The organism is Streptomyces angustmyceticus (assembly GCF_040701845.1).
Classification (GTDB): Bacteria; Actinomycetota; Actinomycetes; order Streptomycetales; family Streptomycetaceae; genus Streptomyces; species Streptomyces angustmyceticus_A.
Map to the genome: position 1 here is coordinate 559,235 of NZ_JBFBHQ010000003.1, position 16,033 is coordinate 575,267.

The 16,033-nt window shown below is 73.2% G+C and carries 16 protein-coding genes; 5 read left to right on the top strand and 11 right to left on the bottom strand.

Going from position 1 to position 16,033, the window contains the following annotated elements; all coding sequences use genetic code 11:
- Positions 1-4 precede the first annotated feature (4 nt).
- Positions 5-256: a hypothetical protein gene (locus AB0411_RS09920; RefSeq protein WP_350252357.1), complete on the bottom strand. Its 252-nt coding sequence runs from the start codon at positions 254-256 to the stop codon at positions 5-7.
- Positions 257-440: 184 nt separating this feature from the next.
- The gene (locus AB0411_RS09925) at positions 441-1,904 is read right to left on the bottom strand and encodes an MFS transporter (protein WP_366416743.1); all 1,464 of its coding nucleotides are present in this window, start codon (positions 1,902-1,904) and stop codon (positions 441-443) included.
- A 164-nt stretch (positions 1,905-2,068) separates the two neighbouring features.
- Between AB0411_RS09925 and AB0411_RS09930 the strand changes: the two genes are divergently transcribed.
- Positions 2,069-2,998 carry a helix-turn-helix transcriptional regulator gene (locus AB0411_RS09930; RefSeq protein ID WP_366416744.1) on the top strand — a complete coding sequence of 310 codons (930 nt, stop codon included), beginning with the start codon at positions 2,069-2,071 and terminating at the stop codon, positions 2,996-2,998.
- Positions 2,999-3,025: 27 nt separating this feature from the next.
- Here the strand turns inward: AB0411_RS09930 and AB0411_RS09935 are convergent, their stop codons facing one another.
- From AB0411_RS09935 to AB0411_RS09950, 4 genes are all read right to left on the bottom strand, one after another.
- Positions 3,026-4,576: an IPT/TIG domain-containing protein gene (locus AB0411_RS09935; RefSeq protein WP_366416745.1), complete on the bottom strand. Its 1,551-nt coding sequence runs from the start codon at positions 4,574-4,576 to the stop codon at positions 3,026-3,028.
- Positions 4,577-4,913: 337 nt separating this feature from the next.
- Positions 4,914-5,372 carry a nuclear transport factor 2 family protein gene (locus AB0411_RS09940; protein WP_366416746.1) on the bottom strand — a complete coding sequence of 153 codons (459 nt, stop codon included), beginning with the start codon at positions 5,370-5,372 and terminating at the stop codon, positions 4,914-4,916.
- Between the two features lie 53 nt (positions 5,373-5,425).
- Complete coding sequence (locus tag AB0411_RS09945; protein ID WP_366416747.1) at positions 5,426-6,310, bottom strand: pyridoxamine 5'-phosphate oxidase family protein; 885 nt, start codon at positions 6,308-6,310, stop codon at positions 5,426-5,428.
- A gap of 15 nt (positions 6,311-6,325) precedes the next feature.
- Entirely contained in the window at positions 6,326-6,781 is a 456-nt protein-coding gene (locus AB0411_RS09950) for a VOC family protein (RefSeq protein WP_366416748.1), read from the bottom strand.
- Positions 6,782-6,924: 143 nt separating this feature from the next.
- On the opposite strand from AB0411_RS09950, the gene AB0411_RS09955 reads away from it, so the two are divergent.
- Positions 6,925-7,470, top strand: a complete 546-nt coding sequence (locus tag AB0411_RS09955; protein WP_366416749.1) for a CGNR zinc finger domain-containing protein — start codon at positions 6,925-6,927, stop codon at positions 7,468-7,470.
- A 45-nt stretch (positions 7,471-7,515) separates the two neighbouring features.
- Here the strand turns inward: AB0411_RS09955 and AB0411_RS09960 are convergent, their stop codons facing one another.
- Complete coding sequence (locus tag AB0411_RS09960) at positions 7,516-8,196, bottom strand: alpha/beta hydrolase (protein WP_366416750.1); 681 nt, start codon at positions 8,194-8,196, stop codon at positions 7,516-7,518.
- A gap of 434 nt (positions 8,197-8,630) precedes the next feature.
- Here AB0411_RS09960 and AB0411_RS09965 point away from each other — a divergent pair, with 434 nt between their 5' ends.
- Complete coding sequence (locus AB0411_RS09965; RefSeq protein ID WP_366416751.1) at positions 8,631-9,029, top strand: hypothetical protein; 399 nt, start codon at positions 8,631-8,633, stop codon at positions 9,027-9,029.
- Between the two features lie 114 nt (positions 9,030-9,143).
- Here AB0411_RS09965 and rocD read toward each other — a convergent pair whose 3' ends face one another.
- From rocD to AB0411_RS09985, 4 genes are all read right to left on the bottom strand, one after another.
- Positions 9,144-10,379: an ornithine--oxo-acid transaminase gene (rocD, locus tag AB0411_RS09970; protein ID WP_366416752.1), complete on the bottom strand. Its 1,236-nt coding sequence runs from the start codon at positions 10,377-10,379 to the stop codon at positions 9,144-9,146.
- Positions 10,376-11,200, bottom strand: coding sequence for a dimethylargininase (gene ddaH, locus AB0411_RS09975; protein WP_366416753.1), 825 nt, complete (start codon positions 11,198-11,200; stop codon positions 10,376-10,378). The genes rocD and ddaH overlap by 4 nt, the downstream gene beginning before the upstream one ends.
- Before the next feature lie 198 nt (positions 11,201-11,398).
- Positions 11,399-11,929 (bottom strand): Lrp/AsnC family transcriptional regulator, encoded by a 531-nt coding sequence (locus tag AB0411_RS09980; RefSeq protein WP_366416754.1) that lies wholly within the window; start codon positions 11,927-11,929, stop codon positions 11,399-11,401.
- A gap of 134 nt (positions 11,930-12,063) precedes the next feature.
- Entirely contained in the window at positions 12,064-13,596 is a 1,533-nt protein-coding gene (locus AB0411_RS09985) for an amidohydrolase family protein (RefSeq protein ID WP_437041561.1), read from the bottom strand.
- 349 nt (positions 13,597-13,945) lie between these two features.
- On the opposite strand from AB0411_RS09985, the gene AB0411_RS09990 reads away from it, so the two are divergent.
- Together AB0411_RS09990 and AB0411_RS09995 are read left to right on the top strand one after the other, a co-directional pair.
- Positions 13,946-14,992, top strand: coding sequence for an ATP-grasp domain-containing protein (locus AB0411_RS09990; protein ID WP_366416755.1), 1,047 nt, complete (start codon positions 13,946-13,948; stop codon positions 14,990-14,992).
- A complete protein-coding gene (locus AB0411_RS09995; protein ID WP_366416756.1) occupies positions 14,989-15,957 on the top strand; it encodes an ATP-grasp domain-containing protein in 969 nt (322 codons plus the stop codon). The genes AB0411_RS09990 and AB0411_RS09995 overlap by 4 nt, the downstream gene beginning before the upstream one ends.
- Positions 15,958-16,033: the final 76 nt, after the last annotated feature.

The following is a 16,033-nucleotide window of genomic DNA, read 5'->3' on the forward strand; positions in this document are numbered from 1 at the left end:
CTCCTCAACCGGCGTCGCCGGCATTGCCGGACAACGCGTCCAACGGATCGGCCCACTCCATGACGTCGACCTGACGACTGCCACGCGACTCGATCACGAGCACGGTCGCCCCTACCGGAAGGGGCTCGGCGGACCAGGCGAGAAAGGCCTCGCTACCGCCTCTGATCCGTACCAGGACCTCACCGGGACCGGCAGTCCCCCGCGTGCCGATCAGCAGCACTCCCGTACAGCCGATCACGGCATCGTCCTGTGCCATCCGCGGCTGCCTCCCCCGTTACGTTCCTGGAAAATCGACCATAGCGCTCCCGAACCCGGCGGCCCATGGGGGGTTGGCGGCGAGTTGGGAACCGGACCGCGGCGGTCGGTCCCCCCCCCGTGCGGAGACCCGCGGACGCGGTGGGTCGTTCCCCGCCGCGGGGGGCGGTGGGCAGGGCCGTGCGTCACGCGGCGCCGGCGGCGTCCGGAAGCCGGGGCAGCAGCGCCGAGATCGCGGCGGCGAGCACGACGTTGAGGACCAGCGCGGCCGCGAACGCGTGCCCGTAGGCGGAGACGTCGTGGTGCGCGGCGCCGCCGAGTGCGCCGTAGTAGAGGATGCCGACGAGGGCCACCCCGACCGCCCCGCCGACCTGCTGGCCGGTGGAGAGCACCCCCGAGGCCATGCCCACGTCCTCCGGGCCGACGGTGGCGAGCACCGCGCCGAGCAGCGGGGTGACCAGCAGGCCGTTGCCCGCGCCCACCAGGAGCAGCGTCGGCACCAGCTCCCAGGCCGTCAACGAGGCCCCGGCGCCCAGGGTCAGAGCAATGGTGCCGAGGAAGCCCGCGGCCCCGGTCAGGGCGCCGAGCCGCAGCACCCGGCGGCCGTGCCGGGCGAGCCGGCCGGCGAGCAGGCTGGTGGCGAAGAAGGCGACGGCGAACGGCGTGTAGACGAGGCCGGCGCCGAGCGCGTCCCTCCCCAGCCCGTCCTGCAGCGTCAGCGACAGCACGAGGAACAGGGAGTTGATGCCCGCATAGGTGAGGACGACCAGGCTCATCCCGACCGCGAAGGGGCGCTCGCCCAGCAGCCCCAGCCGGACGAGCGGGGCGCCGCCCGCGGCCGCCACCCGCCGCTCCACCAGGCAGAACACCGCGAACGCCGGGACGCAGGCGGCCAGGCCGAGCCAGGTCCACAGCGGCCAGCCGTACGCGCGGCCCTCGACCAGCGGCACCACGAGCAGAAAGAGCGCCACGGTCAGCGCCGCCGCACCGGGCAGATCCAGCCGCCGGGCCCTCGGTGCCCGCGTCTCGGGCAGGAACGGCCCGGCGAGCAGCAGCGTCACCACACCGACGGGGACATTGACCCAGAACACCGGCCGCCACGAGGAGCCGAAGAGGTCGGCGGAGATCAGTACGCCTCCAATCAGCTGGCCGGACATGGTGGCCATGCCGATGACCGCCCCGAGCGCACCGAACGCCCGCGGGCGCCGGCCGGCCGGGATCAGCACCTGGATCACCGCGAACACCTGCGGGAACATCGCGGCCGCGCCGAGGCCCTGGACCAGTCGTGCGGCGATCAGACTGCCGGATGCGGGCGCGAGCGCACAGCCCACGGACGCCAGGGTGAACAGCGCCATCCCGGCCATGAACAGCCGCTTGCGGCCGTACCGGTCACCGAGCCGGGCGCCGGTGATCAGGGCGAGTGCGTAGGTGAGCTGGTAGCCCGCCAGGACGAGCTGGACGTCGGCGGCCGAGGCGTGCAGATCGGCCTGGACGGCAGGGGAGGCGACCAGCACGATGAACGTGTCGAGCACGGCCATGAACGCCCCGACCAGCACGAGGGACAGGGCCCGCCAGGGTGCCGCGGCGCTTGTCGGGCCGTACGGCGTGGGGCCCGCCGCGGTGGCTTGCGAGGGTGGGGTCTGCGTCATGCGGTAAGGGTCGATCGGCCCCGGCCGGACATACAGAGACCGATTATGCTGGTGTCCCCACCACCCCCAACGGCCCCTCACCGCACCGCAATCCGTCCGCGCCCGGATGTGCGCGGCGGTCGTGGCGGCCGGCCCTCCGCGACCCGCGGCGAACGGGAGCATCCATGGCTGACCTGCAGCGGCGGCGGAGCCTCGCGGAGTTCCTGCGCTCGCGGCGCGAGCGCCTCACCCCCCGGGAGGCGGGCATCCTCCCGGGCCCGCGGCGGCGCACCCCCGGGTTGCGGCGCGAAGAGGTCGCCCAGCTGTCCGGGGTCAGCGTGACCTGGTACACCTGGCTGGAGCAGGCGCGCGACATCACCGTCAGCCGACAGGTCCTGCTGAGCCTGGCACGGGCGCTGATGCTCAGTTCGGCCGAGCGCCGGCACCTGTTCGCGCTGGCCGGGGTGCCGTTGCCGGAGCGGCCGCCGGGCCGTGGTCCGGGTCCCGCCCTGCAGCGGCTGGTGGATGCGCTGGAGCCGCACCCGGCGTATCTCCTCGACGCCAACTGGGACCTGGTGGGCTGGAACCGCGCGGAGGCAGGGCTGATCGGGGACCCCGGGCAGCTGGAGCCGGCCGAACGCAACCTGCTGTGGCTGGTGTTCACCGATCCGGCCGTCCGGACGCTGCTGGTCGACTGGGAGGGACAGGCCCGGGATCTGATCGCCCAGTTCCGGGCCGATGCCCGGCAGCGCTCGGGGGACGCGCGCTACGAAGAGCTCACCGGCGGACTGCGGGAGGTGAGTGCGGAGTTCCGGACCTGGTGGGAGGCCCATGACATCGCGGAATTCGGCACCACCCGGCGGGAGTTCCGCCATCCCGGGGTCGGGCCGCTGACCTTCGACTATGTGAAGCTGGCGGCGCTGGACGCCCCCGGCATCAAGCTGTTCGCGTGTATGCCGGCCGATGCCGCGACGAGGGAGAAGCTGCCCGCGCTCCGGGAGTGGGCGACGGGCAGGACGGCGGGGGGCCTCGCAGAGCCCGCGGGAGCCGAAGAACCCCGAGGACCCGGAGAAACGGACGCCGTCGGCCCGGGTGCCTGGTGGACCGGCCCATGAGCGGGAGGCCGGTCACCGGGCGGGGGATCAGGGTTCGACGACGCCGGCCGTCGCGCTGGACGGGGACAGGATGGCCGTCGGGGTGACCGCGCCGGCGAAGCTGACCTCATAGCCGTGGTTGAGGAGGATGAGGGTCAGGGTGAGGGTCTCGTTGACCCGGGCGACGCCTTGGGCGTCGGTGTTGGCGATGCCCAGGACGTTGCTGCCGGCCTTGAAGAGGATCGGCTGGCCCGGCACCGGAAGGCCGGTGACCTGGTCGGTCAGGGTGGCCGTCAGGAACGGGAAGTACACGTGCGGCGGGAACAGCTTCGTCAGCGCCGGGGTCGCGGTCAGCGAGGTGGCGTGGACGGGCAGCAGGTAGGTGAAGCCGCCCACCAGCGTGGCGCTGCCGCCGGGCGTGGTGACGGTGACGTCCGCGGGACCTGCCGCCCCGGGCGGGGTGATCGCCGTGAGCTGCGTACCGGTGGCGTTGACCGTCACGCCGGTGGCGGGGTTGCCGCCGATGGTGACGCTCGCCCCGGTCAGGTTGGTGCCGGTGATCGTCACCATCGTGCCGCCCGCGATGGGACCTTGGTTGGGGACGATGCTGGTCAGCGTCGGGTCGAACTGGATGACGCTGACGTTGCCCCCGTTGATGTTGCTGACGTAGACCTTGTTGTTGGGAGCGACCACCACGGCGATCGGTCCGGCGCCGACGGGGATCGGGGCGCCGACGACGGTGTTGGTGGCGGTGTCGATCACCGTCACGCTGTTCGCCGCCCGGTTGGCCGTGTAGGCCATCCCGTCGGCACCTACCGCGATTCCCCACGGCTGGTTGCCGACGGCGATGGGGGCGCCGACGACGGTGTTGCTGATGGTGTTGATCACCGTCAGGGTGTTCGACCCGATGTTGGCGACATAGGCGTTGCCGTTGGGCGCGATCGCCACGAAGTTCGGCTGGGCGCCGACGGGGATCGGGGCACCGATGACGGTGTTGGTGGCGGTGTCGATCACCGTCACGGTGTTCGATCCCCGGTTGGTCACGTAGGCGTTGCCGTTGGGGGCGACCGCGATCCCGACCGGCTGGGCGCCGACGGCGATCGGGCCGCCGACGACGGTGTTGGTGGCGGTGTCGATCACCGTCACGGTGTTCGCGGCGAAGTTGGTCACGTAGGCGTTGCCGTTGGGCGCGACCGCCACCACGGCCGGCTGGGCGCCGACGGCGATCGGGCCGCCGACGACGGTGTTGGTGGCGGTGTCGATCACCGTCACGGTGTTCGACCCGCTGTTGGGGACGTAGGCGTTGCCGTTGGGGGCGACCGTCAGCCAGACCGGCGTACCGCCGACGCCGATCGGGCCGCCGACGACGGTGTCCGTGGTGGTGTTGATCACCGACACGTTGGCCGAGCCGGAGTTGGCGACGTAGAGGTTGCTGTTGGGAGCGATGGCCACCCCGACCGGGTTGTTGCCGACGGGGATCGACGTGACGGCCAGGAAGAGCTGCGCCGCGGCTGCCGCCTGGCTCACCTGCGCCGCCTGGCCGGGGAGCGGGACTGCCTGCAGCAGCTCCTGCGTCGCTGACTGAAGAATCGTGCTCATGCGGGACCCCTTCGGTGGGGGCCGCCCGGCCGCTGCGGTCCCTGCCACCGAGCCGTCGTGCGGCATCGGCACAGGTCCGCAGATCCCGCTCCGGGGCACCAGACCCAAAAAGACCACACGTCGCAAAACGCGACAGGCTGCGCATCCCCGAGGAGGGATGGGCAGCCCGTTGGTTCGGTAGTTGCCTTCATGCCCATGCCGCCGGGGACCGAAACGTTGGCACGTACCGGCCGCCCGACCCGCACGGCTCCACCGCTGCCGGTCGCCATCCGGGCGGCCGCTACGGGCAGTTGACTGCTCCTGCTGCTCCTGCTGCTCCTGCTGCCCCCAAGACGCCTCAGCGGAACGGGAGCGGGCGGCCCCGCTCCTCCTCCGGGCGCGGGCCGACGATGCGCCGTTCGTCGCCGGTGATCGCGACATCGTGGATGCCGGCCTCCCGGCGCCGCATCAGCCCTTCCTCGTCGAACTCCCACAGTTCGTTGCCGTAGCTGCGCCACCACTGGCCGGTCGCGTCATGGCACTCGTACTGGAAGCGCACCGCGATGCGGTTGCCGCTGTAGGACCAGAGCTCCTTGCGCAGCGCGTAGTCCAGCTCCCGGGCCCACTTCCGGCGCAGGAACGCGACGATCTCCTCGCGGCCGGTGAGGAAGGTGTCGCGGTTGCGCCAGACCGAGTCCTCGGTGTAGGCGAGGGCGACCCGTTCGGGGTCGCGGGTGTTCCAGGCGTCCTCGGCCGCCTGCACCTTGCGGAGCGCGCCCGGCTCGTCGAACGGCGGGAAGGGTGGGCGTGGTGCCATGACGTTCTTCCTCTCTCGGTGCCGGGAGAACGTCGGCCGTTCCCCCGGCAGGTTCATGCGGGCTCCCGCAGGGGCGGGTTGGCGGGGGAGTACTCGGGGGCGGACCAGCGCAGGGGGCTGGCGTGCGGGGTCTCCACGGACTCGGCGATCGTGAAGCGGGTGGTGCGGCCGCGGGCGCCGTATGTGGCCTTCGCGGTGCCGGTGAGCTGGAGCGTGGTGCCGGTGCTCCAGTCGAGGAACAGCAGGCCGGCGCGCGGGTCGTGCTCGAGGTTGCCCAGGGTCAGGTACATCGAGTTGCCCGGGTAGTCCTGCCAGGTGAGTTCGGTGGGCGAGGTCACCTCGATGAATCCGGGGTTGCCGCCGCGGTGGCTGGCGTCGGCGCCGTCGGCCGCCGTGGTGGCGATGAAGAAGGTGTCGGCGGAGCGGATGAGCGTGCGCCGGCCGGGGGTGAGTTCCCGGCCCCGGCGTACGGCGCCGGCCGGGGTGGGGGCGGGTGCGTGGAGTTTTCGTCTTTGCAGATACCTCGGGCAGTTGGAGAAGACCTGCTCGGCCTCCACCGCGAACCCGCGGGGTGTCGGTGTGGCCGTGCCGTTGAGGCGCATACGGCGGCGGGTGCGCGGGTCCAGGGCGAGGGTGCCGACCCGGGTCCCCTCGGTGGCCAGGGCCTCGGCGAGCGGGTCGCCGTCGGGCGGGCCGCCCGTGACCGCGATCCGGTGGGGGCCCGTGGCCCGTACGAAACCGGGCGCACCGGTGAGCAGTGAACTCCACATCCGGCCGGCCCGGTCCGCGGCGCCGACCACCAGCATGGGCTGCAGGCCGAGGAAGGCCGCGGCCACCTCGCGGATGCCCCGCCCGATGGAGCGGCCGATGTGGTCGGCCGTCGTGCGCTCGCCGAGGCGGTCCTGCACGGCGCGTGAGCCGTCGTGGTACGGGTCCACGGTCCTCCGCTCCCCTCAGAAGAATCCGCAGGTCGGTGCGGCTGCCGCCGGGGCGGGCGCGCCGAGTGCGCCGGTGGGTACGGAGATCTCCAGGCGGGTGCCGTCCGGGTCGTGGAAGAAGATCCCGCCGGAGGCCGCGCCCTCGCCGTGGGCGACGACCCCCTCGTACGCGAAGTCGACGTCCCGCTCGCGGAGCCGGGCCTCGAAGGCCTTCACCTCGTCGATCGTCCCGGCCTGCCATGCCAGGTGGTGCAGCCCGGCCAGGTGCGGGGCGTACCCGCCGTCCGCCTGCTGCCACAGGGTGAGCATGAGCTCGCCCTCCTGGCCCAGGAAGGCGAAGCGGCGGCCGTTCTCGTCGCCCTCCCCGAGGACGTCGAACCCGAGCACCTCCGCGTAGAAGCCGAGCGAGCGGTCGAGGTCGGTGACGTTCAGGCCGGTATGGCCCGGCCGCAGTGTGCTGGTCGCCGTCATGGGCGGACACCTTTCCGTTGGATCGATTCTCTCGATCTAACTTCTGAATTTGACTTTAAGGGTTATAGATGGCGTGGTCAACCGATCACGTACGCTTGAGTGGTTAGCCCCTCGGGGAGCACGGACACGAGAAGGAGGCGGCGATGTCCGCGACCGACCCGCGCCCCCTGACCGGAGAGCCCGTCTCGCTGGATCTGCTGAACACGCGCTGGATGGCCGACGGGGTGCGCGCCAGGGATCTGCTCACCGACCCCGACGGGCTGCGCGTCTGGCTCGCGAGCAACGGCCTCGACCGCCGCTTCCCGGCCGACGCCGCCGCGCTGGAGCATGTGCTGTTCGCCCGCGAGGCGCTCGCCGCTGCCGTCGACGACCCCGGGGACGGGGCCGGCATCGAGCGCGTCAACGCCGTACTCGACCACGGCCGGATCCGCGCCACCCTGACCGCCGAAGGCCCCGGCGAGGAGCCGGAGTTCGAGGACCCGTCGTGGGGCGCGGCCTGGACGGCGGCCCGCGACTACCTGGACCTGCTGCGCGCCGCCCCCGGCCGGATCCGGCGCTGCGCGCACCACGCGTGCATCCTGCACTTCTTCGACACCTCGCGGAACGGCACCCGCCGCTGGTGCTCGATGGCGGCCTGCGGCAACCGGGCGAAGGCCTCGCGCCACTACGCGAAGACGCGCGAGGCCTGAGCGGCGTTCCCCGTGCCCGGCGCCCGCCGTGCGGGGACGGGCGGATCAGCGGCCGTTCGTGAGGGAGTCCAGGTAGACGGCCAGCTCCTTGGGGCGGGCGTACATGGGGCCGTGGCCGGTGTCCCATTCGGTGGTCCGCGCGCCCATGCGGGCGGCCATCTCGCGCTGGGTGGCGGCGGGCAGCGCGCGGTCCTGGGCGGCGACCAGGTAATGGGAGGGGACGGTGCGCCAGGCCGGGACGCCGGACGGGGCGGAGTCGATGCCCAGGCGCGGGAACTTCTGTACGGCGGCGGCGAGCGTGGTGCGTTCGGCGGGGGCGTCCGCCGCCACCACCGCCCCGTAGGCCGACCGGTCGAGGTAGGAGTGGCCGTCGTCGGTGACCTTGAGGTGCTCGGGGAGCAGGCTGCCCGGGCGGCGGTGTGCGATGTCCCTGACCGACTCGCCCTGCTCGGGGGCGAAGGCGGCGATGTAGGACAGCACCTCGACCTGGTCCTGTCCGACAGCCGCATTGGTGATCACCGCGCCGCCGTAGGACCAGCCCACCAGCACCACGGGTCCGTCGACGGTGGACAGGACCCGGCGTACGGCCGCGATGTCGCCTTCCATGGATTCCAGGGGGAGTTGGGCGGCGACCGGCTCGTGGCCCAGTGCGCGCAGTTCGGTGAGGGTCTCGCTCCATGCGGAGCCGTCGGCCCACAGGCCGTGGACGAGGACGAGAGCGGTCATGGCGTAAGCCTCCGGGAGGGCGGGAGGGGGGCGCGGAGCGCAGGACGGCGACGGGGGGGCGCGCGGAGCGGCTCACCCGACGTTCTAACCACTGAATGTAATGTAAAGGGTTATGAAGGTCAACCGGTCACGTGCGCGTGAGTGGTTAGGCTGACGGGATCGCCCGTGAGACCTGGCGGGTCGCCCATGGGAACGACCCCCGACCGGGGGTGCCGGGTCGAGGGTCGGGGGCGGCGTCGGTGAGGGTCGGTGACGGGGCGAGCCGGATCCGTGGGGGTCGTGGCGCGCCCGTGGCCGCCAACGGGGAGCCATGGCACATGAGTTCGAGGGACTGGGTAAGATCAACTAGGTGATCGCGGTCCCCGCCACGCCCCATTCGTGGCGGGGCTTTCGCGTCTTTTACCGGTACTTCGAGGAGAGGACTCCCCCCACAGATGACCCGTTCACAGCTGCTCCGCGCGCTGACCGTCGCCGGAACCCTCGCACTGAGCGCCGTCGCCACCACCCCGGCAGCGCACGCCGCGGCGTCCTCCTGCACCCACGACTGGTCGGGGCCGCAGATCTGCATCTCGGCCGACGGCCGGAACGGGACGGCCAACCCCGGTCACGTCACCGCGTCCTGGACCAACCCGTCCAAGAGCCGGAAGTCCGCGACCGTCTACCTCTACCAGCCGGACGGCTACAGCTACTCGTTCAAGGCCAAGCGGTCCGGCGGCCAGATCGTCGGCCACACCGTCCCGGGCATCCAGTCCGACGGGAATCTCTGCGTGCGGTTCAAGGGCAGCTCGCACAGGGCCTGCATCGACATCCGCAACCGCAACGGCTCCTTCTAGAGGCGACGGAGGGCGGACTCCGGAGGCGTCGGAGGCCCGGTTCCGGCAGTGACGGCGGCCGGAGTGCCCGGGGCGTGGTGACACGACCGCCCGGGCGCTCCGGCCGCCGACCGGTCAGCCCAGCGCCCGCTCCAGGCTGCCCAGCGCCGCGTCCAGTTCCTCGCCGGTGATGGTCAGCGGCGGGGCGAGCCGGATCGTGGAGCCGTGGGTGTCCTTGACCAGGACGCCTTCCTTCAGCAGGCGTTCGCTGATCTCGCGGCCGGTGCCGAGCGCGGGGTCGATGTCGACGCCCGCCCACAGGCCGCGGGCGCGGAAGCCGGTCACGCCCTTGCCGGTCAGCGCGGCCAGGCCGCTGCGCAGCCGCTCGCCCAGTTCGGCGGCGCGGCGCTGGAACTCCCCGGTGGCGAGCAGCTCGACGACGGCCGAACCGACCGCGGCCGCCAGGGGGTTGCCGCCGAACGTCGAACCGTGCTGGCCGGGGCCCAGGACACCGAGCACCTCGCGGCGGGCGACCACCGCGGAGACCGGGACGATGCCGCCGCCGAGCGCCTTGCCGAGGAGCAGCACGTCCGGCACGACGGACTCGTGCTCGACGGCCAGGGTGGTGCCGGTGCGGCCCAGCCCGGACTGGATCTCGTCGGCGATGAACAGGCATCCGGCCCGCCGGGTCAGGTCGCGTACGCCGGTGAGGTAGCCGTCGTCGGGGATGACGACGCCCGCCTCGCCCTGGATGGGCTCGATCAGCACCGCGGCCGTCGTCTCGTCCACGGCCGCTTCGAGCGCGGCGAGGTCGTTGTAGGGGACGGTGCGGAAGCCGGGGGCGAAGGGCCCGAAGCCGACGCGGGCCGAGTCGTCGTCGGAGAAGCCGACGATGGTCGTCGTCCGGCCGTGGAAGTTGCCGCCGGCCACCACGATCGTCGCCCGGTCCGCCGGGACGCCCTTGACGTCGTACGCCCACTTGCGCGCGACCTTGATGCCGCTCTCCACCGCCTCGGCGCCGGTGTTCATCGGCAGGACCATGTCCTGGCCGGTCAGCTCGGCGAGGCCCTCGGCGAAGCCGGCGAGGCGGTCGTTGTGGAAGGCGCGGGAGGTGAGGGTCAGCTGGTCGAGCTGGCGGTGCGCGGCCTCGACCAGGGCCGGGTGGCGATGGCCGAAGTTGAGCGCGGAGTAGCCGGCCAGCATGTCGAGGTAGCGGCGCCCCTCGACGTCCTCGACCCAGACGCCCTCGGCGCGCGCGACCACCACGGGCAGCGGGTGGTAGTTGTGCGCGAGGACCGGGCCCTCGGCCTGGATCAGCTCCGCGGACGAGCGGGGGGCGTGCACGCGGGCGGTACGGGTGGGAGCGGTCATGAGCGAATCTCCTGGGTGCAGCACTTGATGCCGCCGCCGGCCTTGTGGAACTCCGAGAGGTCGACGGGGACGGGGACATAGCCGTGTGCGCCGAGCCGGTCGATCAGGCCGGTGGCCTGCGGGGCGACGAAGACATGGCGGCCGTCGGAGACGGAGTTGAGGCCGAAGGCCATGGCGTCGTCGCGGGTGGCGAGCAACGCCTCGGGGAACAGCCGCCGCAGCACCTCGCGACTGCCGGTCGAGAACGCCCCGGGGTAGTACGCGATGTTCGCCTCGCCCGTCTCCGGCGTCTCCTCCAGGACGAACAGCGCGGTGTCCAGGTGGTAGAAGTACGGGTCCACCAATTGCAGGCCGATGGTCGGGACGCCGAAGAACTCCTGCACCTCGCGGTGCGCGGCCGGCGTGGTGCGAAAGCCGGTGCCCGCCAGGATGTAGCGGCCGGCCGGTACGAGGTCGCCCTCGCCCTCGCACAGCGACTCGGGCCGGTAGACGTCGTACCCGGCGGCCTTGAACCAGGTCTCGTACTCCGTGGACTCCGGCCGGCGCTGCGGCGCGTGGAAGGACGAGCCGAAGACCCGGCCGCCCACGACGAGCGCGGAGTTCGCCGCGAACACCATGTCGGGCAGCGTGGCCACCGGGGGCACGGTCTCGACCGTGTGGCCGTGGGCGCGGTAGGCGTCCATCAGCGTCTTCCACTGGCGCCCCGCGAGGGCGGTGTCCACCGGTGCGTCCGCGCTCATCCACGGATTGATCGCATAACGCACGTCGAAGTGTCTGGGCTCGCAGACCAGATAGCGCCGGGGGCGCGCAGTACGGCTCATCGGCACGGGAGGATCCCTTCGCTTCTCACGGGACGTACGGGGCGACCGGATGTCACAGACGGTCACCCGTGGTCCTTCCACGGTAAGGAGCGACGGTTTTGGGCCACAAGCGGCGAATGCTGCTCAATGGCGCAGGAATGCTGCGTACAGAGCCCGGCTCACGCCGGATTACTGCGCGAGAAGCCCCGCGCGGGCACCTCAGGGGGCGGTGCCGCCGGTGGGGTGGCGGGCGCCCGAGGGCCGGCCGGCGCCCGAGGACTGGCTGGCGCCCGCCTCCGGGCTGTCCGGCAGGAGGTGGGACAGCACCATGAAGCTGATCGTCTTGCGGATGAAGGGTTCGGTCCTGATCCGTTCGAGCACCTCCTCGAAGTGCTCGACATCGGTCGCCCGGACGTGCAGCAGCGCATCGGCACCACCGGTCACGGTCATCGCCGCGGCGATCTCCGGATGGTTGCGCACCACCTCCGCGAGCCGCCGGGGCGGCGCCGCGCTGTCGCAGTACACCTCGACATAGGCCTCGGTCAGCCAGCCCAGGGCGGCCGGCCGGACGGTCGCGGTGAACCCCGTGATCACGTTGTTCTCCCGCATCCGGTCCACCCGCCGCTTCACCGCGGTGGACGACAGCCCGACCGATGCGCCGATCTCCGCGAAGCTCGCCCGGCCGTTGTCGATCAACGCCGCAACGATCTTGCGGTCGAGGTCGTCGAAGGGCGCGGCCTTGTTGGTCACTGGGCCTCCCGATGCTTCCCGGTCCATCCCGGTCCGTCGTGGTCGCGGTCGCCTCACGGTAGCGAGGGCGGGCGTGTGGCGGAGAGGGGCCGACCGGGTGCGGCGCCGCCCGCGCGGCGTCGGACGACAGGGCCTTAAGCCGGCCGAGCCGGCTCCACGCGGTGCAGGCCGGCCCGGCGGACGACCTCCGGGCCCAGCTCCGCGGCCCGGGACACCAGGGCGGGGCCGTCCCAGTCCGGGGGCCAGCCGTGCCACAGGCGGAGCCTGCCGCCCACGACGACCGCGGTGATCTGGTCGCGGTGCGCGAGGCGGACGAGTTCCCAGCGCAGGTCGTAGGAGGGCGTGAGCTCGGGGACGTCGAGGTCCACGACGAGGAAGTCGGCGGCCTTGCCGACCGCGATCTCGCCGGTCACCGAGCCCAGGCCGACCGCATCGGCGCTGTGCGCGGTGGCGTGCTCCAGCCACATCCGGCCGGCACCGCAGGACGAGTCGCCCGAGGCGATGCCGTACGCCAGGCGCTGTGCCGTCTCGCCCGCGTCCATCAGCCGGAAGCCGTCGCCCCGGGTGCCGTCGGTGCCCATGCCGAAGCGGACGCCCAGCGCGGCCAGCAAGGTGGCGTGGGCGACGCCGTTGCCCTTCCAGGCGCTGGCCACCGGGTTGTAGCTGATCGCCGCGCCGGAGTCGGCCAGCAGCCGCATCTCGGACGGGGTGAGGAGGGTGGCGTGGGCGCCCAGGGTCTGCGGCCCGAGGGCGCCGAGGTGGTGCAGGTACTCCAGGGGGCGGCGGCCGACGCTCTTCAACGAGCGTTCCACGGAGGCCAGATGCTCGTTCACATGGATCTGCAGCACCGCACCGGCCTCGGCGCACAGGTCGGCGGTCCGCTTGATGACCTCGCCGGGCGCGTCCTCGGGGACGGCGATCGCCAGCGAGGGGTGGACCAGCGGACGGCCGTCCCACCGCTCCAGGTGCGCCGTCCCGTCCGCGCCGTGCGAGACGATCTCGGACAGGACGCAGCGCAGACCGGCCTCCTCGGTGGCCCGCGCGACCACCCGGACGTCCACGGGGGCACGGGTCCCGGCGTCGGCGACCGTGGTGAAGCCGCCGCGCAGGGCCTCCAGCGCGGCCAGCTTCGCCGAGACGTAGGCGCTCTCCTCGTCCAGCGCGTGTTCCAGCGGCTCCCAGACGGTCTTGAAGATCTCCGACGGTTGGCCGAAGGACTGGGCCTTGCCGAAGCTCTGGGTCAGGTGGTGGTGCGCGTCCACGAACCCGGGCATCAGCAAGTGGCCGTTCAGGCGCACCGGGTGGAGGTCGCGGTGCGCGGCGACGAGCTGCCGGGCCGGGCCGATCGCGCGGAACGTTCCGTCACGGACCAGGACGGCCCGGTTCCGTACCGGCCCGTCCGGCAACAGCAGCAGCTCCGGGACCAGCAAGTGCGCGCCGCCGTGGGACTGTTCGGGCCGCACCGCGCCCCTGCCGCGCGGGCCGTCGGCCGCGGCCGCCTCCCCGCCGCCCAGGCCCGCCGCGCCCAGGAGCCCGCCCGCACCGGTCAGGCCCATGCCGACCAGCAGACCCCGCCGCCGCACCGTGCCGCTCCCCGGTTCCCGTTCCGGGTCCGGCCGGCCGCCCGGGGGGATGCCGTTGCCCTGCTCCTGCCGCTGGTTCGCCAACCCGCTCGCCTGCTTCCCGTGCTTCCGTACTCCGGTACGTGTGGGTCCGTTCGCCGCCTGTCCCCGGGGTGGCCCGACCTTAGGGCCGCGCCAGAACTGGAACAAGGGTTCCGGCATACGGGATTTGCTGGAGCGGCGCGCAGGTGGCGGAAGTCCCGCGGAGGGCCGGCACGCTCCTGGTCACGGCATCCGGCGTGGGCGTACGAGGTGGCGTGACCTCGCCGAAATCCGGGCCGGAGCCGGGCCCGTGGGCCCGCGGCCCCCGCCGGGACCCGCATGGGATCCTGGAGTGTCATGGATCTGCCGGACGGACGGTGGACGGACGTGCGGCGATGACGAGGGTGCCCCGATGAGACTCTGCTTCCTGGTGGAGGAGCAGTACCGCCACGACGGCATGCCGCTGGACGTGATCCGCCAACTCGGCGCCTGGGGCCACCAGGTGGACGTGGTGTGGCCCGGCCGCTCGCTGATAGCCCTGTCCGACGCGATACGGGCGGGCAGTCACGACGCCTGGGTCCTCAAGACCGTCTCCGGCGGCCCGGGCCTGACCCTGCTGGAGGCCGCGGCGAGGGCCGGACTGACCACGGTGAACGACGTGCGGGCGATCCGCGGGGTGCGCGACAAGGCGCTCGCCGCGGTGATCGCCCGCGGCGCGGGCCTGCCCGTCCCCGTCACGTACGCGGCGGCCCGGCCGGAGGAGTTCGCGGCGATACCCGAGGCGGAGTTCCCGATCGTGGTCAAGCCCGCGGACGGCAGCTCCGGGCGCGCCGTCCGGCTGGTGGCCACGCCGGACCGGCTGCGGGACCCCGCCGGGCCGGCCGGCGCCGGGGGCCCGGGAGCGCCGGACGGCGGGCTGCTCATCGCCCAGCCCTATGTGCCCAACTCCGGTACGGACCTGAAGGTGTACAGCGTCGCCGGTGAGCTGTACGCGACCGAGCGGTGCTCGCCGCTGCACCCCGCGCACGCCGTGCGCGAGCGCCAGGTGCCGCTCACCCCCGAGATCGCCCGGATCGCCGCCGACATCGGCACCGTCTTCGGCCTCGACCTGTACGGGGTCGACATCCTGCTCGGTCCCGACGGCCCGGTGGCGGTCGACATCAACGACTTCCCGAGCTTCCGTCAGGTGCCGGACGCCGTCGCCCGGGTGTCCGCCGCCATCGTGGACCTCGCCCGTAACGGGTCGTCAGGGGATGGTGCGGGGGCGAGTGCCGACCGGGCGGCGGGCGCTCGGCCGGCGGTCGGGCAGCCGGCGGCGATACCCGGGGCGGCCACGACCGCCACCCCCACGGCGGCCTCCGCACCCCCGTTCGCCGCCCCTCCCGCACCACCGACGCCTCCCGTCCCTGCCGCCCCACGCGCCGACCGGCCCGCCGCCTCGATCGGCGGGGGCCGATGAGGATCGGGCTGGTCACCGCGGATCCCGGGCATCCGCTGCTGGCCGGGGTCGCCGAGCTGCTGACGCCCGCGCACCGGGTCGAGTGGCTCGACCCGGGCGTCGAGCTGCCGGACCTCGCCCCCTCCTCGCTCGCCGATGTCTACCTCCTCAAGGCGCGCACGCCGCGGGCGCTGGCGCTGGCCGCCCGCCTGGAGGAGCACGGCGCCCCGGTGCTCAACTCCGCGGCGGCGACCGCGCGGTGCCAGGACCGTGTCGAGATGGCCGGGGTGGCCCGCGCGGCGGGGCTGCCGTTCGCCGCCACCACCGCGGTGGCCACGCTCGGCCGGCTGGCCGCGGCCGGGGAGCCGGACACGCCGCTGGTGATCAAGAGCCGGTTCAGCCGCCGCCAAGACCTGGTGGCCCGCGCCGACAGCGCCGCCCGCCTGCGCGAACTGGCCGCCGACTGGCCCGACGAGCCGGTGGTGACCCAGGAGTTCACCGCGAACAGCGGGTGGGACCACAAGCTGTGGGTGGTCGACGGCCGGCTCTTCGCCGGGCTGCGCCGCTCGGAGCTGGCCCCGGACGGCCGCGGGCCGACGCTGCCGCTGCCGGTCGGTGAGCTGCCCGCGAGCTGGACCGGCGCCGCGCTCCTGGCCGGCGAGGTCTTCGGCCTGGACGTCTACGGCGTGGACGTCCTCGACGCCGGTGGCGGCGCGCCGCTGATCGTGGACATCAACGCCTTCCCCGGGATCCGCGGCCAGGCCGGCGCCCCGGAGGCCCTCGCGGAACTCGCCCTGCGTACGGGGGAGCGCGGCCGGACGGCCGCCCCCGGGGGACAGCCGGACGGTCCCCCGGGGGAACGAGAGGCGGCCACCCCGGACGACCGGCGGACCGCGACCCCGGGTGAGCGGAAGACCACCACTCCGGGCGAGTCCAAGACGACCACCCCGGGCGAAAGAAAGCTGCCAGAAGTCAGCCGCAAATAGGCCCCGTTCGAAGCCGTCCGGACCGAAGAGGCGCGGAGGCGGAAGCTCGCCCTCCACAAGGCCTAAGCCGCCGACC